Below are 21,170 nucleotides of genomic sequence, written 5' to 3' on the forward strand. Positions count from 1 at the left end.
CGTGTCAGGGTGGTTCTCCGCCTGCATCCTCCGCTGCGATGAGCGCTGCCGCGACGGCGGCTACAAGCCCTGCCGGCGACGGCTCAGCCGCGATGGCAGCCACCGGTATGCCCAGCGCGGCGGCCTGGTCCGCCGTCGAACGCCCAATGGCCACGAACCGGCACCCGAGCAGCGGGGACAGCCCATGGATGCGCCGGGCGGCGCTGGGGGAAGCGGCAATGACGGCGTCGAGGCGGCCATCCGCAAGTTCAGCTGCGGCGCTTTCAGGTGTCAGCAGGGCGTACGACGGCGGCTGCAGGGCCGCTCCCCCGCCTTCCGCCGGGATGGCCAGCCTGCGCTCCGCCGCGGCGGGGTAGTCGACCGTGCGGTATGCGGTCACTGACGTCACGGAACTTCCGGCTGCCGACAAGCCTTCCGCCAGGCGCGGTGACGCGATGTCGGCCTGTGGCAGCAGGACCTTGCCGCCCGCTTCCGGCCACACAGCGAGCAGGCCTGCCGCGGACTGGTCATCCGCTGGTGTCAGTGCCACGGCCAGCCCCCGGTCCTCCAGGAGTTTGCGCGTCGCCGCCCCCACCGCGGCTATGCGGGTGGCAGCCGGGATCCACTGGGCAGGCACCAGTCCACGTTCGGCGGCTTTGGCCGTGAGCACATGGACTGTGGTGGCGCTGCTGACCACCAGCCAGTCGAAAGCCCCGGCGCCCAGGGCATCGCAGGCCACATCGAGGGAGTGCTGGTCCGGTGCACGCTCGAAGTCGATCAAGGGCAGCAGGAGTGCGCTGGCACCTGCATCCTGCAGCGCGTCCACGAGGGCCAGCGACCGCTCCGGGCTGCGCGTGATCAATACCCGCGCCCCGGCCAGTGGCCGCTCCCGCGGCCGATCCTTGTCCCGCATGTTTATCCGCGTCCCGGCCGGGCCTGCCGGACGCACTGGACAGGCAATCGCATGGCCGGAATCAGGAGGCCTGCAGGTCTGCGATGTCCGCGGCACCGGCGGCCAGCAGGACTTCGGCCAGTTCAATGCCCAGCAGCGTGGCACCCACCTCAGTGAGGCCGTCGGTTGCGCGCTTATCCCGGACCGAGGCCGTGCCGTCCACGGCGCACACCACGGCTTCCAGGTAGAGCATGCTGCCCTTGCGGAAGGCGTAGGCGCCAACCGGTGCCGCGCAGCCGGCCTCCAGGCGGGCCAGCAGGGCCCGTTCAGCCGTGACCGCGAGCCGGGTGTCCGGATCGTCAAGTGCACTGAGCGCCTGGGCCAGGACGTCCTTGGAGCCCTCGGCAGAGCCGGGGCGGGGCGGGGCGTCGGCCGTGCGGCACTCGATGGCCAGCGACCCCTGCCCGGCGGCGGGAAGCATAACGTCCGTTTCGAGGAACTCGCTGACGGTATCCAGCCTGCTGATGCGTTCCAGGCCTGCGGCGGCCAGCACCACGGCGTCCAGGTCGCAGGACTTGCCGGGCACCACGTCGGTGACGGCGTTGCCCGGCAGCCCGGGGACGCGGCCCAGGCGGGTGTCCACGTTGCCGCGGATGTCGATGATCTCCAGGTCCGGCCGTGCGGCGCGGAGCTGGGCGCCGCGCCGGGGCGAGCCGGTGCCCACCCGTGCACCCGCGGGGAGGTCAGACAGTTTCAGCCCGTCCCGGGCGCACAGGACGTCGCGGACATCCACCCGCCGCGGCGTTGCCGCGAGGCTGAGCCCGACGGCCGCCCCGGTGGGCAGGTCCTTAAGCGAATGGATGGCCACATCGCATTCGTTGCGCAGCAGCGCATCCCGCAGGGCGGCGACAAAAACGCCGGTGCCGCCCATCTGGGAGAGCGAGCCGGTCAGGACATCGCCGTCGGTCCGGATGTGGACGAGCTCCACAGGAAAGCCTCCGACGGCGGCCAGCTGGTCCGCTGTCTGCTGCGTTTGGGTAAGCGCCAGCTTGCTGGCGCGGGTGCCGATCCGGACCGTCACTGCTGCGGCGCTCCCCCGGCCGCCGCTGGCTGGCTGGCGCCTGCTTCGCCGGGATAGGCGTCGTGCCCGGTGCCCACGGTTGTGTCCGCGCCGGCAATGGTGGGCTTTTCGCCCCGGAAGTTCTGGCAGCACCCTGGCCGGCAGACGTCGTACCAGGGACCGAGGTCCGTCAGTGCCGGGCGGTCAGCGATGTTGTTGGCCGCCGTCCGCTCCGAAATCAGGTCCACCATGCCGTTGACGAACTTGCGGTGCGTGCCGGGTGTGGGGACGCGCGTGGCGGTGAGCCCCAGGTTGGCGCAGGTTTCCAGGGCTTCGGTGTCCAGGTCCCAGACAACTTCCATGTGGTCACTGACGAAGCCGAGCGGGACGATGACGATTCCCTTGACATCCTGGCCGGCCAGTTCCTCAATGGCGTCGTTGATGTCCGGTTCCAGCCAGGGCACGTGCGGTGCCCCGGAGCGGGACTGGTACACCAGGGACCACGGTGCCGTCAGGCCTGATTCCTCTTCCACGCGCTGGATGACAGCGGCAGCCGTGGCGAGGTGCTGGGCCACGTAGGCGGACCCTTCCGCGAATTCGCGCGGTTCGCCTTCGGAGCGGCCCGCGGCCTCCGCATCCCGGGTGGGGATGGAGTGGGTGGCGAAGAGGATCTGCACCGGCGCATCGGGAGTGCCTGCGGCCGCGAGCTTTTCCCGGACTTCCGCGAGGCCGGCGGCGGTGCCCTCAACGAACGGCTCCACGAACCCGGGGTGGTCGAAGTACTGGCGCACCTTGTCCACTTCCAGCCGGCCGTCCAGGCCGGTTTCGGTCAGCGCCATGCCGATGTCCTCACGGTACTGGCGGCAGCTGGAGTAACAGGAGTAGGCGCTCGTGGTGATCATCAGGAGGCGGCGGTGGCCGGCGTCGTACGCGTCCTGCAGGGTCTGCGGAATGTACGGCGCCCAGTTGCGGTTGCCCCAGAGGACCGGCAGTTCGATACCGCGGGCAGCGAGTTCCGCTTCCAGGGCGGCCTTGAGCTCGCGGTTCTGCTGGTTGATCGGGCTGATGCCCCCGTTGGCGCGGTAGTGGTGCGAGACCTCTTCCAGCCGCTCATCCGGGATGCCGCGCCCGCGGGTGACGTTTCGGAGGAACGGAATGACGTCCTCCTGGCCTTCCGGCCCGCCGAAGGAGGCGAGGAGGACGGCGTCGTAGTTCTTGGGTGCCATCCGCCCTGCCTCGGTGACAGGGTTGACGACGGCGGCGCCGCCGGCGTTTGTGGGGTCAAGCTGGCTCATGCGAGCACCTCCGCTACTTCTGCCGGGGAAATCCGGCGTCCGGTATAGAACGGGACTTCCTCCCGGACGTGGTTGCGTGCCTCGGTGGCGCGCAGGTGGCGCATCAGGTCCACCAGGTCCACCAGCTCGGGGGCCTCAAGGCCCAGGATCCATTCCCAGTCGCCCAAGGCGAACGAAGAAACGGTGTTGGAGATGACCTGCGGGAACTCCCGGCCCAGGAGGCCGTGTTCCCGAAGCATCGCGCCCCGCTCTTCCTCAGGAAGGATGTACCACTCATAGGAGCGGACGAACGGGTAGACGCACAGCCATTCCGCCGGCGCGACCCCGCGGGAGTATGCGGGCGTGTGGTTCTTGGCGAACTCGGCCTCACGGTGCACGCCCATGGCGGACCAGACAATCTCGGTGCCCGCAAACAGGGTGCTGCGGCGGATGTCGCGGATGGCCTGCTGCAGCGCTTCCGGCCTGGGACCGTGGAGCCACACCATGACGTCAGCATCTGCCCGCATGGCGGAGACGTCGTAGCTGCCTCGGTGCGTCACTCCGGCCCGGGCCAGCCGTTCCAGGAGGGCCTCGAAGTCAGCGGCGGCGTCGGCGCTGCGGATCAGGGTTTCGGAGCGCTTGAATACCGTCCAGAGGGTGAAAAACTGCTCGGCTGATTCTTCGGTTTTAGTGACAGATTCGGCAGAAGTGTGGCTCATGGTTACAAGTTTGCCCCTTCGTACCCGTCAAGTCGAAACCAACAACTTCTACAAGCCGTAGAAGTGAGCAACGTCACATCCGGGGACTCGCCGGGCAGGCCTGCCCGGCTTCTAGGGCTTCCGCAACCGAAGGTAGACCGCACCCGCAGCCGCGCCCAGGCCCACCAGCCCCAGGCCGAGTCCAACCATCGCTGCCTCCAGTTGCGGCTGCGTGCTGATATAGGAGCCCACATGCTGCCTGCCGCCAGGCAACGGCGCGCCCGCCTGGGGTGTTCGCCCACCTGGTTCCCCGGTGGGGACGGGCTGCGCTGCTTCGCCTGCTCCGGGAGCGCCCGCCGCGCTGGCCCCGGCGTCCGGGCTGGCTGCCTGCGGCGGCGCAGCCGCTTCCCCCTGAGCGCCTGGCTGCTCCGTGCCGGGCAGGCCTGCAGTGGGCTTGCCTGCCCCGGCCAGGCTCGAGCCGTTGCCGTCAGCGGCAGGGCTGTCCGCCCGGGCGCCAGCCTCCGACGACGGCACGGGCGTTCGGGAAGGAGTGCCGGCCGTTGTGGATGGGGCTGAGGCGGCAGGCGCCGCGCTCTCGGCCGGAGTCCCCGGCGAGGTCAAGGAGGGCACCGGAACAGTTGGGACGGCAAGCGTTGGTGACGGGGAGACCGGCACGCCTGAAGGCAGCGGAAGGGGCGTTGACGCTGCAGGCGAGGGCGAGGCGGTGGCTGAGGGAGCGAGCGAAGCCGTGATCGCCGGAAGAAGGGCTGTGGGAACAGGCAGCGTGGCAGGAGCGGGAGGCGGGGCAGCCGGCTGCCTGGCAGGCCTGCCGCCGTCGTCCGTTTGTTCCGTGTGTGGTTCCGCGCCTGGTTCCTTGCCGGCGCTCTTGAATGCGCCCTCGCCACCCCCGCCCTGGCCCGGGGCGTCCTCCCTGGCGGGAGCCGAACTGCTGCCGGGCCGAGGCTCCCCCTCCTCGGCCTGGGACGCCGGGACGCCTGCTGCAAGGACCAGTACCGCTCCGACCGCCGCAGCTGCAGTGCCGCGCCGGATTCCCCCATGGATACCGGTCCGGGTCATGAAAATTTCGGACCTGTTGTGAGACATAGTCATCGACCCTAGCCACATTGCAAAGCGAAATAAAAGCCGGACAAAACAGCGGCTTAGCTCTTTGGCAGGGGTCCCTCGACGGTCACAGGGCCCTGACCAGCAGTGACGGTCAGCGGTCCAGGTTCCGGATTTGATCGATCGTGTCGGAGACCACAGCTGCCAGCCCGTTGCCGGCCACCCAGCCGCCTACGACGGCCAGGTTTCCCACCGCAGCACAGGCTTTCCGGATCTCCGCCACGCGGGCGCGGTGCCCCACGGCGGCGAAGGGCAGGGACCCCCGCCACCGGACCACGTCCCAGTCCACGACGTCCTCCGCTGCGATGGCCACGCCCAGCAGGGCCTGTGCATCACGCAGGGACGCGGCAAAGAGCTCATCGTCGGTGTCCGGCCCACCGGGCTGCCCGCCGGCCCCGTCCACCCGGCCGTATGAGAGCCTGACCACGTGCCGGCCAGGACCGGCCGCTTCAGCCAGCCAATCCCATTTGCCGGTGGCGTGGGTGAGGGCCTTGGCTTCGATGCCGGGGGTCTGGGGCGCCACCAGGATGCCTGTGCCTCGCGGCCGGCGGTCCAGTTCGGGCCTGTTGACCACGAGTGTGACGAGCTTGACGTCCGGCCCGCCAGGGGGCCGGCGCCCCGCCAGCGCGGGGACTGCGGCTTCCAGGAGGTCGACGGCGGCCGGACCGTCCACGCCCACAACCAGCGTGCCGGCGTCGAACGTTGCTCCGTGGGAGCTGACCCGCCACCCTTCAGGCATCCGGACCACCGCTGAGGCAGGCGTCCCGGACAGGAGCGTCACCCCCCGGTCGCGGAGGTCACCCACCAACGCGGTGACCAGCGTGTGCATCCCGCGTTCAAGGCCGGCAACGGCAGAGCCCGCCTTTGCCTGAGCCGGGGGCTCCTGCCTGGGGCCGCTATTCGAAGGTGACCCTGCGCCGGCGCGACGCTGCGCGGAAACTGCGGCAGCCAGGGAGCCGTGCCGCCTGATTCCGGCGCGAAGCCCCGGCGCCACCATGTCGACGTCGAGCAGTCCGGGATCCGCGGAATGGACGCCTCCTACCACCGGCGCCACCAGGCGCTCCAGGACCCTGCTCCCCATGCGCGCCTTCACCAAGGCGGAGACGCTGATGACGTCGTCCGCCGTCCCCACCGACGCCGGCAGGAACCTGTCCAGCGCGGCCCGGAGGGTTCCAACCGGGCCCAACGACCTCCGGACTTCCGGGTCCCAGGGGTTGGCCGGGATGCCCAGGACGCCCGTCTTGGGAAGTTCGCGCGGGCCGTCCGGGAGCTGGACCCAGGCTCCGCCGGGCCGCGGCGGAACAATGCTGCCGGCAAGGCCGAGCTCAGCAGCAAGCCGCGCAACGGCGTCGGACCGGGTGGCGAAGGATTCCGCGCCGCTGTCCAGGGTCAGGCCGGCTACGGTGTGGCTGCCCACGCAACCGCCCCATTCCGTTCCGGCCTCCAGGACTGTGACCTGATAGCCGGCGGAAGCCAGCTCCCGGGCAGACAGCAGTCCGGACATTCCGCCGCCCAGGACCAGCGCGGTCCGGGCCTGTGCCGGCATGCTGCCCATGGGACTACTCCGGGGAGATGGAGTGGATGAGTTCAACCACCCGCGTGAGGACGGCGGGATCAGTCTCCGGCGGGACGCCGTGCCCCAGGTTGACCACGTGCCCGGGGGCCGCCGAGCCTGCGGCGATGACGTCGCGGACGTGGGCCTCGAGGATTTCCCAGGGTGCCGGCAGCAGGGCGGGGTCGATGTTTCCCTGCAGGGGCACCGTGCCGCCCAGCCGCCGGTTGGCCTCATCGAGCGGAAGGCGGTAGTCAACGCCCACCACGTCCACCCCTACGTCACGCATGGCGACCAGGAGCTCAGACGTGCCTGTGCCGAAGTGGATGAGCGGAGCGCCGAGGTGCCGTACATGGTCCAGGGCGCGGGCCGAGGCCGGCGCCACGTACCTGGTGTAGTCGGCCAGGCCCAGCGAACCTGCCCAGGAGTCGAACAGCTGGGCTGCGGAGGCGCCGGCCTCAAGCTGTGCCTGCAGGAACATGCCGGAGGCGTCAGCCGCCCAGTTGGCCAGGGCGCTCCAGGTTTCAGGGTCGGCGTGCATCATGGTGCGCGGGCCCAGGTGGTCACGGGACGGCCTGCCCTCCACCATGTAGGCAGCCAGCGTAAACGGTGCGCCGGCGAAGCCGATCAGGGGGGTGCTCCCGAGCTCGGCAACGGTGAGGCGGACCGCTTCACGGATCGGTTCCAGTGACTCCCAGGTGAGCTGCGGCAGCGCTGCAACATCTGCGGCCGTGCGGACCGGAGTGTCCAGGACAGGTCCCACTCCCGGGACGATGTCCACGCCTACCCCTGCAAGCTTCAGGGGAATGACGATGTCGGAGAAGAAGATGCCCGCATCAACGTCGTGGCGGCGGACCGGCTGGAGCGTGATTTCGGAAGCCAGCTCCGGGCGGAGGCAGGAGTCCAGCATGGCGACGCCTTCGCGGACCTTGAGGTACTCAGGCAGGGAGCGTCCGGCCTGCCGCATGAACCAGACCGGGCGCCGGGACGGTTTGCCGCCGCGGTAGGCCGTGATCAGCGGGGAATCTGCGGTGCGGCCGTCCAGCAGCGGGTGGTCTGCGGCGAGTGCGCCGGCAGGGGACATGGCAGGGCTGGAAGTCATGCCTCTGATTGTGCCCAAAATCGGCTACAAAAGATAACGACAAAGTGTCATCCGGAGGCGCGCCGGCCGCGCCGTGGCGGGAATCACAGCCTTCTCGTGCCCTGGCCCGCGCCTGGAGTTGTTCTACCGAGTAACGAAAAAGCTATGATTGTCCTGCTGTGGTTCTTTTTTCATTGGTGGCTACACACGCCGACATCGATCTTGAGACCGTTGCTCAGTTGAGCAGCGGTTCCTCGGGGATCGCCACATCCGCCCTCTCCGGATCGCCGGCAGTGACGGGTGCCATTGTCCTTGCCACCTGCAACCGCTACGAAATCTACGGCGAGGCCCCCCATCCTGATGATGTGGAGGCTGCCCGCGCGGCCTTGGTGGCCCAGATCAGCGAAGTCAGCGGACTGAGCGAACCCCTCGTCTCACGCTCCTTCAGCACCCGCACCGGTCCGGAAGTCAGCCAGCACCTCTTTGCCGTCAGCGCAGGCCTGGACTCCGCCGTGGTCGGAGAACGTGAAATCGCCGGGCAGGTCAGGCGTGCCCTTATCACCGCACAGCATGAAGGCACGGCCAGTTCCGGCCTCGTCCGGCTGTTCCAGGCGGCCTCCAAGACCGCCAAGGATGTGGGCGCGCAGACCGCCCTCGGCTCCCGGGGCCTGTCCATCGTGTCCGTCGCTTTGGATCTGGCAACGGACCTGTCGGAAAATCCGGACTGGTCCAGCAAGAAGGTCGTGGTCTTCGGCACGGGAGCCTACGCCGGCGCCACCATGGCCCTCCTGCGCGAACGCGGCTGCACCGACATCTCGGTTTTCTCCTCTTCCGGCCGCGCCGAAGGTTTCGTGGCGACCAGGGGCGGCATCGCCCTCAACGCCGAATCACTCCGGCCGGCCGTGGCGGCGGCGGACGTGATGATCGGATGCAGCGGTTCCGACACCCGGGTGGAAGCCGATGAACTGGCTGACGTCCGAGCGGATTCGCCGCAGCCGCTGATTGCCATCGACCTTGCACTCACCCACGACTTCGACCCCGGGGTTGGCGAACTGGACGGCGTGGAGCTCCTCACGCTGGAGTCAGTCCGCCTTGCGGCCCCCCAGGAGCAGGCCGAGTCGCTGGCCCAGGCCAGCGGCATCGTCAGCGGCGCCGCCAAGGCGTTCGAACACGAGCGCGAGGTCAGGTCCGTGGACTCGGCCATAGTTGCGCTGCGACGGCACACCATGAGCGTCCTGGACGCGGAAATGGAAAAGGTCAGGGCCCGGCACGGCTGCACGGCCGCCGCAGAGGAAGTGGAATTCGCTCTCCGCCGCATGGTCAAGCAGCTGCTCCATGTACCCACGGTGCGCGCCCGCGAGCTTGCCGCCAACGGCCAGCAGGACGACTACGTGGCAGCCCTGGAAGCCCTCTACGGCATCACTGTGGAGCAGCCGGCCGCCGCGGCCCCGCAGGCCGAATGCCCGGTGGACCACCGGGGCCTCGAAACCGCCTGACCAGCCCTTCCCCCAGCAACGCTCCCTCACATCCTGCGCCCTTTTTAGAGGCCCTCTCTCACTTGACGCGCTTTTCCCGGCAACCCTCCCTCACCCCCTGCTGGGAGGTGAGGGAGGGTTTCAGGTTTTCCTGCGGTAAGTGATAGAGCGTTTCTGTTTAACCGACATCAAGTGGGAGAGCGTCCTAGTAGACGGGTTTGTTGGGTTCCACCTCACGCACCCAGGCGAGGATGCCGCCGTCGAGATGGCTGACCCGCTGGTAGCCCGCTTTCCTGGCCGCGGCCAGGACGTTGGCCGACCGTGTGCCTGCCTTGCAGTGGAACACGATGTCGCGGTCCTGCGGGAGTTCCGCCCAGGCCTCCCCCGCGAGGATCCTGCCCTGCGGGATCAGCACGGCACCGTCGATGCGGACAATGTCGTGCTCGCCCGGTTCCCGCACGTCCACCAGGTCAAAGTCCTTGAGGCCCGCCTTCCGGGAGGCCAGCATGGTGGCGAGCTGCGCGGCCGTGACGGAATGCTCGGTGTCCGCCGGTCCAGCCGGCGCAATCCCGCAGAAGGCCTCATAATCCGTCAGCTCCGTGATCGGTTCCGCCGCCGGGTCCTTGGAAACGCGGATCTCCCGCCAGCTTCCGCCCAGCGCATCAAACAGCGCCACCCGCCCCAGCAGGGAACGGCCGACGCCAGTAATCAGTTTGACCGCTTCGGTCACCATCAGCGACCCCACGGCCGCGCACAGCATGCCGAACACGCCGCCCTCGCCGCAGGAGGGCACAGAGCCAGCAGGCGGAGCCTCAGGGTAGAGGTCCCGGTAGGTGGGCCCGTGCTTTTCCCAGAACACGCTGACTTGTCCGTCAAAGCGGAAAATGGAGCCCCAGACGTAGGGTTTTCCCAGGATGGCGGCAGCATCATTAACCAGGTAGCGGGTGGCGAAATTGTCCGCGCCGTCGAGGATCAGGTCGTAGCCGGCGAACAGTTCCAGGGCGTTGGAGGCATCCAGGCGGACATTGTGCAGCCGGACGTCCACCAGCGGGTTCAGCGCGGCGATGGCATCGCGTGCCGACTCGATCTTGGGGCGGCCAACGTCCGCCACCCCGTGGATGACCTGGCGCTGGAGGTTGCTGAGGTCAACGTCGTCGTCGTCGATGATTCCCAGCGTGCCCACGCCGGCGGCCGCAAGGTACAGGAGGGCAGGGGATCCTAGTCCGCCGGCGCCGATCACCAGCACCTTTGCGTTCTTGAGCCGCCGCTGCCCGAGGGCGCCGATCTCGGGAATGATGAGATGCCTCGAGTAGCGTTCCACCTCTGCGGCGGTGAGGTCGGCTGCCGGTTCCACCAGCGGATCCAGGGACAGAGGTGAAACATTTGCGCTGATTGTCGAAGCCATACTTCAATGTATGCCCCGGGATACCGCCCGGTCATATTACCCCGCAGTAAAGTGGAGGTAACTGCAACGAAAGAAGGACAACCGTGGTCCATGAAGCACGGGCTAGCCGCCCGCCGGCCGCCGAACCGCAAACGCCCTCGCGTCCTGCAGGCCAACGGTCAGCCAGGCTTCCCCGGGACGAGCGGCGCGCCCAGCTCCTCATGGCAGCCCAGGAAGTCTTTGTGGCCAACGGTTACCACGGTGCAGCCATGGATGAAATCGCGGAGACGGCCCACGTCAGCAAGCCGGTGCTCTACCAGCACTTTCCCTCAAAACGGGAGCTGTACCTGGCCCTGCTGGAAAGCCACCTTGCGTCCCTGACGGACCTCATGCTGGGGGCCCTGAACTCCACCACGGACAATGACGAGCGCGTCCAGGCCGTCATGCGGGCCTACTTCCAGTTCATCGCCAACGATGACCAGGCCCACCGGCTGGTTTTTGAGTCGGACCTGATCAATGACCCGGACGTCAGCGCACGGCTGGAAACCTTCAACAGGACGTTTGCCGACGCCATCGCGCGCGTCATCGCCGAGGACACCAAGCTCCCCCATCTGGAGGCGCAGCTCCTGGGCCGGGGACTCGCTGGAATGGCGCAGGTCAGTGCCCGCTACTGGCTTGAAACGGACGGCAACCTGGACCTCGACGTTGCCAGCGACCTCATCTACCGTTTAGCTTGGCGCGGAATCTCTCGCTTCCCCAAAGAGTCCTAGACTACAAATAAGACATAACCAACGAATGTGAATGGCTGGGAGGCCCCTGTGGAAATTAAGATCGGCGTTCAGAATATCGGCCGCGAAATTGTCCTGGAATCAAATGAGGACGCGGATTCGGTAGCCAAGATCGTGGAGGCCGCCATCACCAAGGGCAGCGAACTCCGCCTGAAGGATGACAAGGGACGCCTGATCATTGTTCCCGGAAACGCCCTGGGCTATGTGGAAATCGGGGCCGAAGAAGCACGGCGCGTAGGTTTCGGCCAGTTCTAGGGCCTGCTGACGAGCCACCCAGAGCCCAAGGAGGACCATGCTTTCGCTGACCATCGTTGTGCTGGCCGCCGCCGCCGCAGGCTGTATTGTCTGGGCAAACGACAAGCGGCATGCCAAGTACGGGGCCGGCGTGCCCGCCGGGGTTTCCGTGGCCGTGGCAGCCCTGGCATGGATCATCCTGATGGCCGCCGGATTCGGATACCTGCCGGGACGCACCTGGATTCCATGGGTCCTGCCGATCGTGCTCGGAGCCGCGTCCGCAACGGCGGCCGCCATCTACCTGGGCCGTTCACGTGCGCGCCAGGATACCGAACGGCTCACGGCAATCCTTCGGGCCTGAGGCCTGCGCAGCACCTTGTGCTGCACGCACTAATCAACCGGCAGCGGCCGCCACCCCTGAGGGGATGGCGGCCGCTGCCGGTTAAGAGCACAGGGCTTGGAGACGTGGGCGCTCAGCGGCCCTTTTGTTCTGCCGGGCGGGCAATGAGCGCCCCGCAGCCGGCTACTGCCCCTGCACGTACTTTGCCGGCTCTGCCTTGGCGCCCGCCGCTGCCGCAGCTTCACTTGCTGCCGCGGCTGCCGCGAGGTCCCGGCCGGTCACCTGTCCCCCGGCGTCGTGTGACGTGTAGCGGATAAAGACGCGGTTGTAACGCCAGTCAAGGTCAGGATGGTGGTTCTGTTCCTCGGCCAGGCGTCCGACGGCCGCAATCAGCTCGAGTGCGGCAGCCGCCGTCGGCATTTTGAAGACGGTGACCAACCCGCCGTTGCCGGCCCGCCAATCAGGCAGTTCCGCCAGGGCTTCGTCGATCCGTTCCGGGGAAAGTGCATCTTTGCCGGCCACTGCTGCTCCTGGGATCCGGGCGCCGGCCGGCAGAAGGTGGGCCTACAGGAACTCGGCCCGGCCCTCCATTGCCGACGACGCCAGCGCATGTTCACGGCGGGGTATGCGACCAGCCGCTTTCGCCAGCCTACCGGCGATGACGGCGTGCTTGAAGGCCTTCCCCATCAAGGCGGGGTTCTGCGCCCGGGTCACTGCCGTGGCCAGGAGCACGGCGTCGCAGCCCAGTTCCATGGCGAGGGCGGCGTCGGAGGCCGTACCGATGCCCGCGTCCAGCACTACCGGCACCGAGGCCCGGGACACGATGAGCTCGATGTTGTGCGGATTGAGGATGCCCAGGCCCGTCCCGATGGGCGAGCCGAGCGGCATCACAGCAGTGGCTCCGAGGTTCTCCAGCCGCAGGGCCAGCACGGGGTCGTCATTGGTGTACGCAAACACCTTGAATCCCCTGTTGACCAGCTGCTCGGTGGCGTCCACGAGCTCAACGGCATCCGGCAGGAGGGTGTGTTCGTCGGCGATGACCTCGAGCTTCACCCAGTCGGTTTCCAGGGCCTCCCGTGCCAGTTCAGCAGTGAGCACAGCGTCACGCGCCGTGAAACACCCCGCCGTGTTGGGCAGGACCCGGATGCCGTGGTCCACCAGCAGCTGGAACAGCGAACCCGCCTCGTCCGGCGAATAGCGCCGCATGGCAACGGTGGTCAGCGAGGTGCCGGAGGCGAGGAGCGCGGCGCCCAGGCCGTCCAGGCTGGGGGCGCCGCCGGTGCCCATGATGAGCCGGGATGCCAGGGGGACGCCGTCGATCACCAGGGGGTCCTGGAGCCCGGACAGCTGGCTGTTGGTGACGGTGGTTCCGGTCATGGTGGTCAGCCTCCCTGTACTGCCGTGACAAGTTCGACGTCGTCGCCCTCGGCGAGCGCCGTGGCGGACCACAGGCTCCGGGGCACCACCTGGGCGTTGCGTGCTACGGCCACGCCCAGCTTCCGCCCGTCCGTGGCCCGGCCGTCCGCGGCCAGCGGACGGCCGGTGACCTCGCTGACGAGCGCGGTGAGGGAAGCGTCGTCGGCCACGGTGTGGCCGGTTCCGTTCAGGGTGATGTTCATGCTGTCTCCTGGGTGTTGGATGGCGTGGCAGCCGCTTCAGCCATGCGAAAGGGAGCCGGGGAAAACCGGCCGGGGTTGAACGGGGCCCAGCGGGGGTCTTCCGTGCCGTCCATGAGTTCCCGGCAGATTGCGGCCGCAGCCGGGGTGAGCAGGATGCCGTGGCGGAAGAATCCGGTGGCAATGATGAGCCCCTGCACGTGGCGGGACCCTTGGAGGCCGGACCTTCCAGGCGCGGGCTGCCGGCCCACGGGTCCTCCGGGCAGCGATACCCTTCCGAGCAGCGGGGCGTTGTCCGGCGTGCCGGGCCGGGCGCGGGCCGTGCACTCAAGGAGCTCCAGCTCAGCGACGGCGGGCACCAGCACCTGGGCATCGCGGAGAAGCTGGTACACACCCCCTGCCGACACCGCACCGGCGCTGGAGCCCCTGCCACTGCCACTCCCACTGCCCAGTGCGTCCTCACGCTGGGTTGCCCCGATCACGACGGTTCCGTCCCGCCGCGGAACGATATAGACGGGGACCCCGCGCACCAGTCCGCGGACTGTTGAGGTCACCAGCGGCCTGAGGTGCGCCGGTACCGCGAGCCGCAGGATGTCCCCCTGGACCGGCCGCAGCGGCAGGTGCAGGTCGATCGGCAGTCCCGTGAGTTCCGGGGCGTGCAGTCCGTTGGCCACCACGGTCTCCCCGGCCAGTACGGTCCCTCCACCTTCCAGGGCTACTCCGGCTACGGCCCCGTCCTGCCAGAGCAGGCCGGCTGCCTTGTCCGGCACGGCGAATCCGTCGGCGGCGCCGGCCACGCCGCTTCCGGTGGAGCGGGCCTCCCCGGCGAGGGCCCGGCGGAGGCAGGCCACCAGCAGCCGGGGGTCCACCTGGTGGTCCGCCGGCGTATCCAGCGCACAGGCAATGCCCGGGCTTAGCAAGGGCTCGCGGCGCCGGGCTTCGCGGATGGTGAGCGGTTCAACCGTGAGGCCGTTGGCCCGCTGGACGGCACGCAGGTCCAGCAAGGCCTTCCGGTCTGCGGCGTCGGCACCCACGGCGAGGGTCGGCGTCGTAAGATATCCGGGATCCGAGCCCGCGGCCGCAGCGAGGTCCGCAGCGAAACCGGGCCAGCGGGCGGAGGCCTCGAGCATGAGTTCCAGGAGGTCCTCCTCCTGGTAGTGCAGTTCGCTCACCGGCGCCAGCATCCCCGCGGCAGCCCAGCTGGCTCCGGAGCCGGGGGCGTCATCGATCACCACCACGGAACGGCCCGAACGCCTCGCCTCCCAGGCGATCCCGTGGCCGATGGCTCCTCCGCCGATCACCGCCACGTCGGCCGTGATGGTGGAGCCGGAAGGACAGGGGCCGGTTGCGGCGTGCACGTCAGGCATCGGTTGTCTCCTTCCCTACGCCGGTATTAACCGGATCAGGTCAAGCGGTCGGCTCTGACGCCCTCTCAGCCCGGCGCTTTGTGACAGCTGCCGCGGCTCCCGCAGTACGAGCCCAGTGTAGAGGAACTAGGCTGGCTCCCATGAATGTGTCCCACCCCCCTGCCGCCGCTGCCCGTCCGTCCGGTTCCGACGCCTTTATCAACGCGGAGGGCAGCGCCGGGCTGCACGATGCGCGCCTCTACCTCTGCACGGATGCGCGCCGCAGCCAGGGCGACTTTGAACAGTTCGTGGATGCCGCGTTCGCCGGCGGCGTGGACATCATCCAGCTCCGGGACAAGTCCATCGAAGCCGCCGAGGAGCTGGAACTCCTCGCCGTCCTGAAGGAGGCAGCGGTCCGGCACGGCAGGCTGTGGGCAGTGAACGACCGCGCCGACATTGCTGTGCTGTCCGGAGCGCCGGTCTTCCACATCGGGCAGAAGGACCTTCCCCTCCAGGCAGCCCGGACGCTGCTGAACGGGAACGCCGCCATCGGCCTGTCCAGCCACAGCCCTGGACAGGTGGATGCCGCCCTGGCAGCGGCCGCCGGCCCGGCGGCGCTCGACTATTTCTGCGTGGGCCCGCTGTGGGCAACACCCACCAAGCCCGGCCGCGCCGCCGTCGGGCTGGACCTGGTGACGTATGCGGCGGCGGCCTCAGCGGCGCAAGGGCAGGGACAGTCCGACGGCGGTGTGCCCTGGTTCGCGATCGGCGGGATTGACCACGGCAACGTGGAACAGGTGGTGGAGGCCGGGGCCAGCAGGATCGTTGTGGTCCGGGCCATTACGGAGGCCGACGATCCGTCAGCGGCGGCCGCATCGCTGCTCGACGCGCTGGACGCCGCCCGCCCGTGACGCGGCGCCGGATCCGCACCGCATCCCGCGGGCGGCTCCCTGCACTATTCGCGGAATTCGGGCTACGCTGATTTTCGTGTCACATCATCGGCTGGCCCCCAGTGTCCACGAGCACACCAACGCCCTCGAGGCTGCACTCAGCGCCCTGCGGACGGAGCTCGAGCTGCCTGGTGAGTACCCGGCCGAAGCCGTGAAGGACGCCGAGGCCGCCGTGTCGGCACTGAAGCTGCCGTCCCATGACCTGACGGGCATAGACTTCATCACCATCGACCCGGCGTCGTCCACGGACCTTGACCAGGCGCTCTTTATTGAACGGGACGGCAGCAGCTACCGCGTGCTCTACGCCATTGCCGACGTTCCCGCCTTCGTGGCTCCCGGCGGCCCGCTGGATGCCGAGACCAGGCGCCGCGGCCAGACTTTTTACACCCCGGACGGCCGCATTCCGCTGCACCCTGAAGTCATCAGCGAGGGCGCCGGAAGCCTCCTGCCGGGACAGGACTGTTCCGCGTTCGTCTGGGACTTCCGCCTCGATGTCCGCGCCGAAGTCACCGCGGTGACGGTGGGACGGGCCCGGATGCGCAGCCGCGCCAAGCTCAGCTACAAGGGCGCCCAGGCGGAACTGGACGGCGGCAGCCCTTCAGAAGTCCTGGTCCTCCTCAAGGAGGTGGGGCTCAAGCGCGTGGAGCTGGAGCGCGCCCGTGAGGGTGCCAGCCTGAACATGCCGGACCAGGAAATTGTCCAGCTTCCCGACGGCGGCTACCGGATTGCCGCGGCCCCGCAGCTGCCCGTGGAGGACTGGAACGCCCAGATCTCGCTCATGACGGGAATGGCCGCTGCGCAGCTCATGCTGGCCGGCAAAGTGGGCATCCTCCGCACCATGCCCTCACCGGATGAGCGGTCCCTGCACCACTTCCGGCTCCAGACAGAGGCCCTCGGGAAGCCCTGGGACGGTGAGGTCAGCTACGGCGAGTACCTGCGCAGCCTGGACCCCACGGATCCCCGCCAGCTGGCCATTATGCACTCAGCCGGCATGCTCTTCCGCGGTGCGGCGTATACGGCGTTCGACGGCGCGGTTCCCGAGGACGCCGTGCAGTCCGCCATCGGCGCTGCCTACGCCCACACCACCGCGCCGCTGCGCCGCCTGGTGGACCGCTTTGTCCTGGTGACCTGCGAAGCCCTGTGCAACGGCGGCGACGTGCCCGGCTGGGTCCGTGAGGCGCTGCCGTCGCTTCCCGAGATCATGGCCGGCTCGGACCAGCTGGCGTCCCGGATGGAGCGCATGGCCCTGGACACCGTGGAGGCGGCGCTCCTGGTCAACCACATCGGGCAGGAGTTCGACGCGATCGTGATCTCCGGATCCAAGCCCCAGAAGGACAACGGCAACGGCGGCAACGGAAAGAACGGCAACGGCCGCAACGGCAACGGCAACGGCGGCTCAGGCATCATCCAGATTGCCGAGCCTGCCGTCACGGCCCGCTGCGCCGGTGAGCTGGAGGCCGGAACCAAGGTCCGGGTGCGCCTCGTGTCCTCCGACATTGCCACCCGGGAAGTACATTTCGAGCTGGTCCCGCCCCTGTCCTGAGCGGGGCCGTTTTTCCTGCCGGCGTGCAGGCACACCGGGCCAAAGCCGGGTTTCCGTGCCCGTGCGGCTAGACTGAAGAGGTAGAAATGGATGCCCGGTCGTTGATTTCCTTGATTTGAAACCAACAAGCCCGCCCCTACGCGATCTTGAGATACACCCGCTGGTCACCAGTGCCAGCATTTTAGATAGCCCGCGATCGGCTTCCACTGGAATTGCTTGCGCGCCTGAGCGTGCTCCGGAACGGCCTGCCGGCCGGCCCGTTGAGCAGGCAGCGCCATTGCCCAAATGAATAAGGAAACTCCACGTGAGTGAATTGCATACCCACCAGCTTCTGACGGACGACTCCGGCACCGAAACGCTTGAGCCGGAAGAAACCATCATCTCCGACGAGAAGCCGCACGAGATTGAGGAGAAGTCCTTCGCGGACTTCAACGTCCGCGCCGACATTGTGGAATCCCTGGCGGACGCCGGGATCACCCACCCCTTCCCCATCCAGGCGATGACCCTGCCGGTGGCCCTCTCCGGCCACGACATCATCGGCCAGGCCAAGACCGGCACCGGCAAGACCCTGGGCTTCGGCATCCCCGCCCTGCAGCGCGTGGTGGGCCGTGACGACGCCGGCTACGAGAAACTCGCAGTACCCGGCGCACCGCAGGCCCTGGTCATCGTCCCCACCCGTGAACTCGCGGTGCAGGTGGCCAACGACCTGCAGACGGCCTCCCGCAAGAGGAACGCACGCATCGCCACCATCTATGGCGGCCGGGCCTACGAGCCCCAGGTGGAAGCCCTGAAGAACGGCGTGGAGGTTGTGGTGGGAACCCCCGGACGCCTCATCGACCTCTACAAGCAGAAGCACCTGAGCCTGAAGAACGTCAAGGTCGTCATCCTGGACGAGGCCGACGAAATGCTTGACCTCGGCTTCCTGCCGGACGTCGAGACCCTGATCGCGGCCACGCCGGCGGTCCGCCAGACCCTGCTGTTCTCCGCCACCATGCCCGGCCCCGTCATTGCCATGGCCCGCCGCTACATGACCCAGCCCACCCACATCCGTGCTGCTGATCCGGATGACGAAGGCCTCACCAAGCGGGACATCCGCCAGCTGATCTACCGCGCGCACAGCATGGACAAGATCGAGGTGGTGGCCCGCATCCTCCAGGCCAGGGGCCGCGGCCGGACCATCATCTTCACCAAGACCAAGCGCACCGCAGCCAAGGTTGCCGAGGAACTGGTGGACCGCGGGTTCGCGGCCGCCGCGATCCACGGCGACCTCGGGCAGGGCGCACGCGAGCAGGCGCTCCGGGCCTTCCGCAACAACAAGGTGGATGTCCTGGTGGCAACCGATGTGGCCGCCCGCGGCATCGACGTGGACGACGTCACCCATGTCATCAACTACCAGTGCGTGGAAGACGAAAAGATCTACCTGCACCGGGTGGGCCGCACCGGCCGCGCCGGCAACAAAGGCACCGCCGTGACCTTCGTGGACTGGGACGACATGCCGCGCTGGGGACTGATCAACAAGGCACTGGGCCTGAGCGTTCCGGAACCCATCGAAACCTATTCCTCCTCCCCGCACCTTTACGAGGACCTGGACATTCCCGAGGGCACCAAGGGCCGGCTGCCGCGCGACAAGCGCACCCTGGCCGGTGTTGACGCCGAGGTGCTGGAGGACCTGGGCGAAACGGGCAAGAAGAACGCCCGCGGTGGCCGCGACGCCGGCAGTTCCCGCGACCGCGACGGCCGTGGCCGGGACAGCCGTGACCGCGGCGCCAAGCGCGAAGGCGGCCGCAGCGGCGACTCCGCTGCCCGCTCCGGCGAGCGCCGCCGTCGTACTCCCGATGCCGCCGCAGCCCCCGCTGGCGCCGGTGACGCTCCGGCAGCGACCGAGGCCGAGCAGCCCTCACGCACCCGGCGCCCCCGCACCCGCACCCGGCGCCGCAACGGTGAAGTGGTGGGCGGCGGAAACGCCGCACAGTCCGGCAGCACCGAGGCCTAACCCCCTTCATGACTGACACTGTCTGGGCGCCGGACGGCAGCAGCCTGGTGGTCCACGCGGACAACGCGGACTTCCTCCCCTCGCTGCCGGACGGCGCCTTCACACTTATCTACGTGGACCCCCCGTTCAACACGGGCCGGGCCCAGCGGCGCCAGCAGACCACCATGGTGGTCAACGCGGACGGCACCGGCGACCGTGTCGGCTTCAAGGGGCGCTCCTACGACACCATCAAAGGCGCGCTCCACCGCTACGACGACGCCTTCAGTGACTACTGGTCCTTCCTGGAGCCGCGGCTCGTGGAGGCGTGGCGGCTGCTGGCGGAGGACGGCACCCTGTACCTGCACCTCGACTACCGCGAGGTGCACTACGCCAAGGTGATGCTGGATGCGATCTTCGGCCGTGAATGCTTCCTGAACGAGATCATCTGGGCCTATGACTACGGCGCCCGGGCCAAGAACCGCTGGCCCACCAAGCACGACAACATCCTGGTGTACGTGAAGAATCCCTCGAAGTACCACTTCGACAGCGCCGAGGTGGACCGCGAACCCTACATGGCACCGGGCCTTGTCACGCCAGCCAAACGCGAACTGGGCAAACTGCCCACCGACGTCTGGTGGCACACCATCGTCTCGCCCACCGGCAAGGAAAAGACCGGGTATCCCACCCAAAAGCCGGAGGGCCTCATCCGCCGCGTGGTGGCGGCGTCCAGCCGGCCCGGTGACTGGTGCCTGGACTTCTTCGCCGGTTCCGGAACCCTGGGTGCGGTGGCCGCGAAGATGGACCGCAGGTTTGTGTGTGTGGACCAGAACCAGCCGGCCATCGACATCATGGCCCGGCGCCTGGGTGCCCACGCGGAGTTCACCGCGTTCCCGCCCAACTAGGTAGCAGCACATGTCGGTTTGGGACTCCAAAACGACATGTGCTGCTACCTGGTTGCCGTGATCAGGGACGGACGACAGCGGTCCCTGTCCCCATTTCCTCGATCCGCGCCAGGACGTCCGGCTCGGTGAGGTTCTCCCCCAGCAGGTTCGGCTTGCCGGTGCCGTGGTAGTCCGATGACCCGGTAATCAGGAGGTCGTGCCTGCCGGCGAGCCGCCGCAGGAACCGGCGACCCTCCTCCGGATTGTCACGGTGGTTGACTTCCAGGCCCGCCAGGCCGGCGTCGATCATCTCCTGGTACACCCGCTCGCCTACGATCCTGCCGCGGGAGGACGCCACGGGGTGGGCAAAGACGGGGACCCCGCCGGCGGCACGGACCAGTTCGACGGCGATGGCCGGCGCGGGTGCGTAGTGCTGGATGAAGTAGCGCGAGCGTGAGGTGAGGATGGAGGCAAAGGCCTCGGAGCGGTCCTCCACCACCCCGGCCGCCACGAGGGCGTCCGCGATGTGGGGGCGGCCGAGGGTCGCGCCGGGGGCGACATGGTGGATGACGTCGTCCCAGGTGAGGGGGTAGTCCTCAGCAAGCAGGGTGACCATCCGCTCGGCACGGGTATGCCGCGCGTCCTTGGCTTTGGTGATTTCCTCCAGCAGTCCCGGATGCTTCGGGTCGTGCAGATAGCTCAGGAGGTGGACGCTGATGCCCTCCTCTGTCCGGCAGGAAACCTCCATCCCGGGGACCAAGGCCACCCCGTGTTCAACGGCTGCAGCAGAAGCCTCGTCCCAGCCGGCCGTGGAATCGTGGTCCGTCAGCGCTACGACGTCCAGGCCGGCGCGGGCCGCGGAAGCCATGACGTCTGCGGGATTCTCGGTGCCGTCCGAGACATTGGAGTGGGCATGCAGGTCGATCCTCACCTATCCAGACTAGTTGACCCGGCGTTCACCCTGTGTATGGCCGGCCGCAACT

At 68.3% G+C, this 21,170-nt stretch carries 21 protein-coding genes and 1 riboswitch; of the genes, 8 read left to right on the plus strand and 13 right to left on the minus strand.

Annotation, left to right across the window (positions count from 1 at the left end; all coding sequences use genetic code 11):
- Positions 1–4 precede the first annotated feature (4 nt).
- The 7 genes from HTS88_RS05890 to hemE form a co-directional block, all read right to left on the minus strand.
- Entirely contained in the window at positions 5–892 is an 888-nt protein-coding gene (locus HTS88_RS05890) for a uroporphyrinogen-III synthase (RefSeq protein ID WP_174176420.1), read from the minus strand.
- Between the two features lie 61 nt (positions 893–953).
- On the minus strand, positions 954–1,952 hold the full coding sequence (gene hemC / locus HTS88_RS05895; RefSeq protein ID WP_174176422.1) for a hydroxymethylbilane synthase: 999 nt from the start codon (positions 1,950–1,952) through the stop codon (positions 954–956).
- Positions 1,949–3,226, minus strand: a complete 1,278-nt coding sequence (locus tag HTS88_RS05900) for a ferrochelatase (RefSeq protein WP_174176424.1) — start codon at positions 3,224–3,226, stop codon at positions 1,949–1,951. The genes hemC and HTS88_RS05900 overlap by 4 nt, the downstream gene beginning before the upstream one ends.
- A complete protein-coding gene (gene hemQ / locus HTS88_RS05905) occupies positions 3,223–3,924 on the minus strand; it encodes a hydrogen peroxide-dependent heme synthase (protein ID WP_174176426.1) in 702 nt (233 codons plus the stop codon). The genes HTS88_RS05900 and hemQ overlap by 4 nt, the downstream gene beginning before the upstream one ends.
- Before the next feature lie 111 nt (positions 3,925–4,035).
- Complete coding sequence (locus HTS88_RS05910; protein ID WP_174176428.1) at positions 4,036–5,007, minus strand: hypothetical protein; 972 nt, start codon at positions 5,005–5,007, stop codon at positions 4,036–4,038.
- 112 nt (positions 5,008–5,119) lie between these two features.
- Positions 5,120–6,580: a protoporphyrinogen oxidase gene (gene hemG / locus HTS88_RS05915; RefSeq protein WP_174176430.1), complete on the minus strand. Its 1,461-nt coding sequence runs from the start codon at positions 6,578–6,580 to the stop codon at positions 5,120–5,122.
- A gap of 4 nt (positions 6,581–6,584) precedes the next feature.
- A complete protein-coding gene (hemE, locus tag HTS88_RS05920; protein WP_174176432.1) occupies positions 6,585–7,679 on the minus strand; it encodes a uroporphyrinogen decarboxylase in 1,095 nt (364 codons plus the stop codon).
- Between the two features lie 158 nt (positions 7,680–7,837).
- On the opposite strand from hemE, the gene HTS88_RS05925 reads away from it, so the two are divergent.
- Complete coding sequence (locus tag HTS88_RS05925; protein WP_174176434.1) at positions 7,838–9,154, plus strand: glutamyl-tRNA reductase; 1,317 nt, start codon at positions 7,838–7,840, stop codon at positions 9,152–9,154.
- Between the two features lie 184 nt (positions 9,155–9,338).
- Here the strand turns inward: HTS88_RS05925 and moeB are convergent, their stop codons facing one another.
- On the minus strand, positions 9,339–10,538 hold the full coding sequence (moeB, locus tag HTS88_RS05930; RefSeq protein WP_174176436.1) for a molybdopterin-synthase adenylyltransferase MoeB: 1,200 nt from the start codon (positions 10,536–10,538) through the stop codon (positions 9,339–9,341).
- Between the two features lie 83 nt (positions 10,539–10,621).
- Here moeB and HTS88_RS05935 point away from each other — a divergent pair, with 83 nt between their 5' ends.
- From HTS88_RS05935 to HTS88_RS05945, 3 genes are read left to right on the plus strand one after another with little or no spacing between them, the layout of a single operon-like run.
- Positions 10,622–11,287 (plus strand): TetR/AcrR family transcriptional regulator, encoded by a 666-nt coding sequence (locus HTS88_RS05935; protein WP_174176438.1) that lies wholly within the window; start codon positions 10,622–10,624, stop codon positions 11,285–11,287.
- Positions 11,288–11,335: 48 nt separating this feature from the next.
- On the plus strand, positions 11,336–11,560 hold the full coding sequence (locus HTS88_RS05940) for a DUF3107 domain-containing protein (RefSeq protein ID WP_174176440.1): 225 nt from the start codon (positions 11,336–11,338) through the stop codon (positions 11,558–11,560).
- A 37-nt stretch (positions 11,561–11,597) separates the two neighbouring features.
- On the plus strand, positions 11,598–11,900 hold the full coding sequence (locus HTS88_RS05945; RefSeq protein ID WP_174176442.1) for a hypothetical protein: 303 nt from the start codon (positions 11,598–11,600) through the stop codon (positions 11,898–11,900).
- Between the two features lie 162 nt (positions 11,901–12,062).
- Here HTS88_RS05945 and HTS88_RS05950 read toward each other — a convergent pair whose 3' ends face one another.
- From HTS88_RS05950 to HTS88_RS05965, 4 genes are all read right to left on the minus strand, one after another.
- Positions 12,063–12,401 carry a 4a-hydroxytetrahydrobiopterin dehydratase gene (locus tag HTS88_RS05950; RefSeq protein ID WP_174176444.1) on the minus strand — a complete coding sequence of 113 codons (339 nt, stop codon included), beginning with the start codon at positions 12,399–12,401 and terminating at the stop codon, positions 12,063–12,065.
- A 42-nt stretch (positions 12,402–12,443) separates the two neighbouring features.
- A complete protein-coding gene (locus HTS88_RS05955; RefSeq protein ID WP_174176446.1) occupies positions 12,444–13,256 on the minus strand; it encodes a thiazole synthase in 813 nt (270 codons plus the stop codon).
- Between the two features lie 5 nt (positions 13,257–13,261).
- Positions 13,262–13,498, minus strand: coding sequence for a sulfur carrier protein ThiS (gene thiS, locus HTS88_RS05960; RefSeq protein WP_174176448.1), 237 nt, complete (start codon positions 13,496–13,498; stop codon positions 13,262–13,264).
- The gene (locus HTS88_RS05965) at positions 13,495–14,862 is read right to left on the minus strand and encodes an FAD-dependent oxidoreductase (RefSeq protein ID WP_174176450.1); all 1,368 of its coding nucleotides are present in this window, start codon (positions 14,860–14,862) and stop codon (positions 13,495–13,497) included. Before HTS88_RS05965 ends, thiS begins: the two co-directional genes overlap by 4 nt.
- A riboswitch (TPP riboswitch) is annotated at positions 14,858–14,975 on the minus strand. Its footprint overlaps the gene before it by 5 nt.
- Positions 14,976–15,002: 27 nt before the next feature.
- On the opposite strand from HTS88_RS05965, the gene thiE reads away from it, so the two are divergent.
- From thiE to HTS88_RS05985, 4 genes are all read left to right on the plus strand, one after another.
- Positions 15,003–15,752: a thiamine phosphate synthase gene (thiE, locus tag HTS88_RS05970; RefSeq protein WP_217432249.1), complete on the plus strand. Its 750-nt coding sequence runs from the start codon at positions 15,003–15,005 to the stop codon at positions 15,750–15,752.
- A gap of 76 nt (positions 15,753–15,828) precedes the next feature.
- Positions 15,829–17,334, plus strand: a complete 1,506-nt coding sequence (locus HTS88_RS05975) for an RNB domain-containing ribonuclease (RefSeq protein WP_174176452.1) — start codon at positions 15,829–15,831, stop codon at positions 17,332–17,334.
- 304 nt (positions 17,335–17,638) lie between these two features.
- A complete protein-coding gene (locus tag HTS88_RS05980) occupies positions 17,639–19,327 on the plus strand; it encodes a DEAD/DEAH box helicase (RefSeq protein ID WP_174176454.1) in 1,689 nt (562 codons plus the stop codon).
- 8 nt (positions 19,328–19,335) lie between these two features.
- Complete coding sequence (locus tag HTS88_RS05985; protein WP_174176456.1) at positions 19,336–20,208, plus strand: DNA-methyltransferase; 873 nt, start codon at positions 19,336–19,338, stop codon at positions 20,206–20,208.
- A gap of 61 nt (positions 20,209–20,269) precedes the next feature.
- Here HTS88_RS05985 and HTS88_RS05990 read toward each other — a convergent pair whose 3' ends face one another.
- Positions 20,270–21,118 (minus strand): PHP domain-containing protein, encoded by an 849-nt coding sequence (locus HTS88_RS05990; RefSeq protein ID WP_174176458.1) that lies wholly within the window; start codon positions 21,116–21,118, stop codon positions 20,270–20,272.
- Positions 21,119–21,170 lie beyond the last annotated feature (52 nt).

It is taken from the genome of Pseudarthrobacter oxydans (genome assembly GCF_013314975.1).
In the GTDB taxonomy this organism is placed as follows: Bacteria; Actinomycetota; Actinomycetes; order Actinomycetales; family Micrococcaceae; genus Arthrobacter; species Arthrobacter oxydans.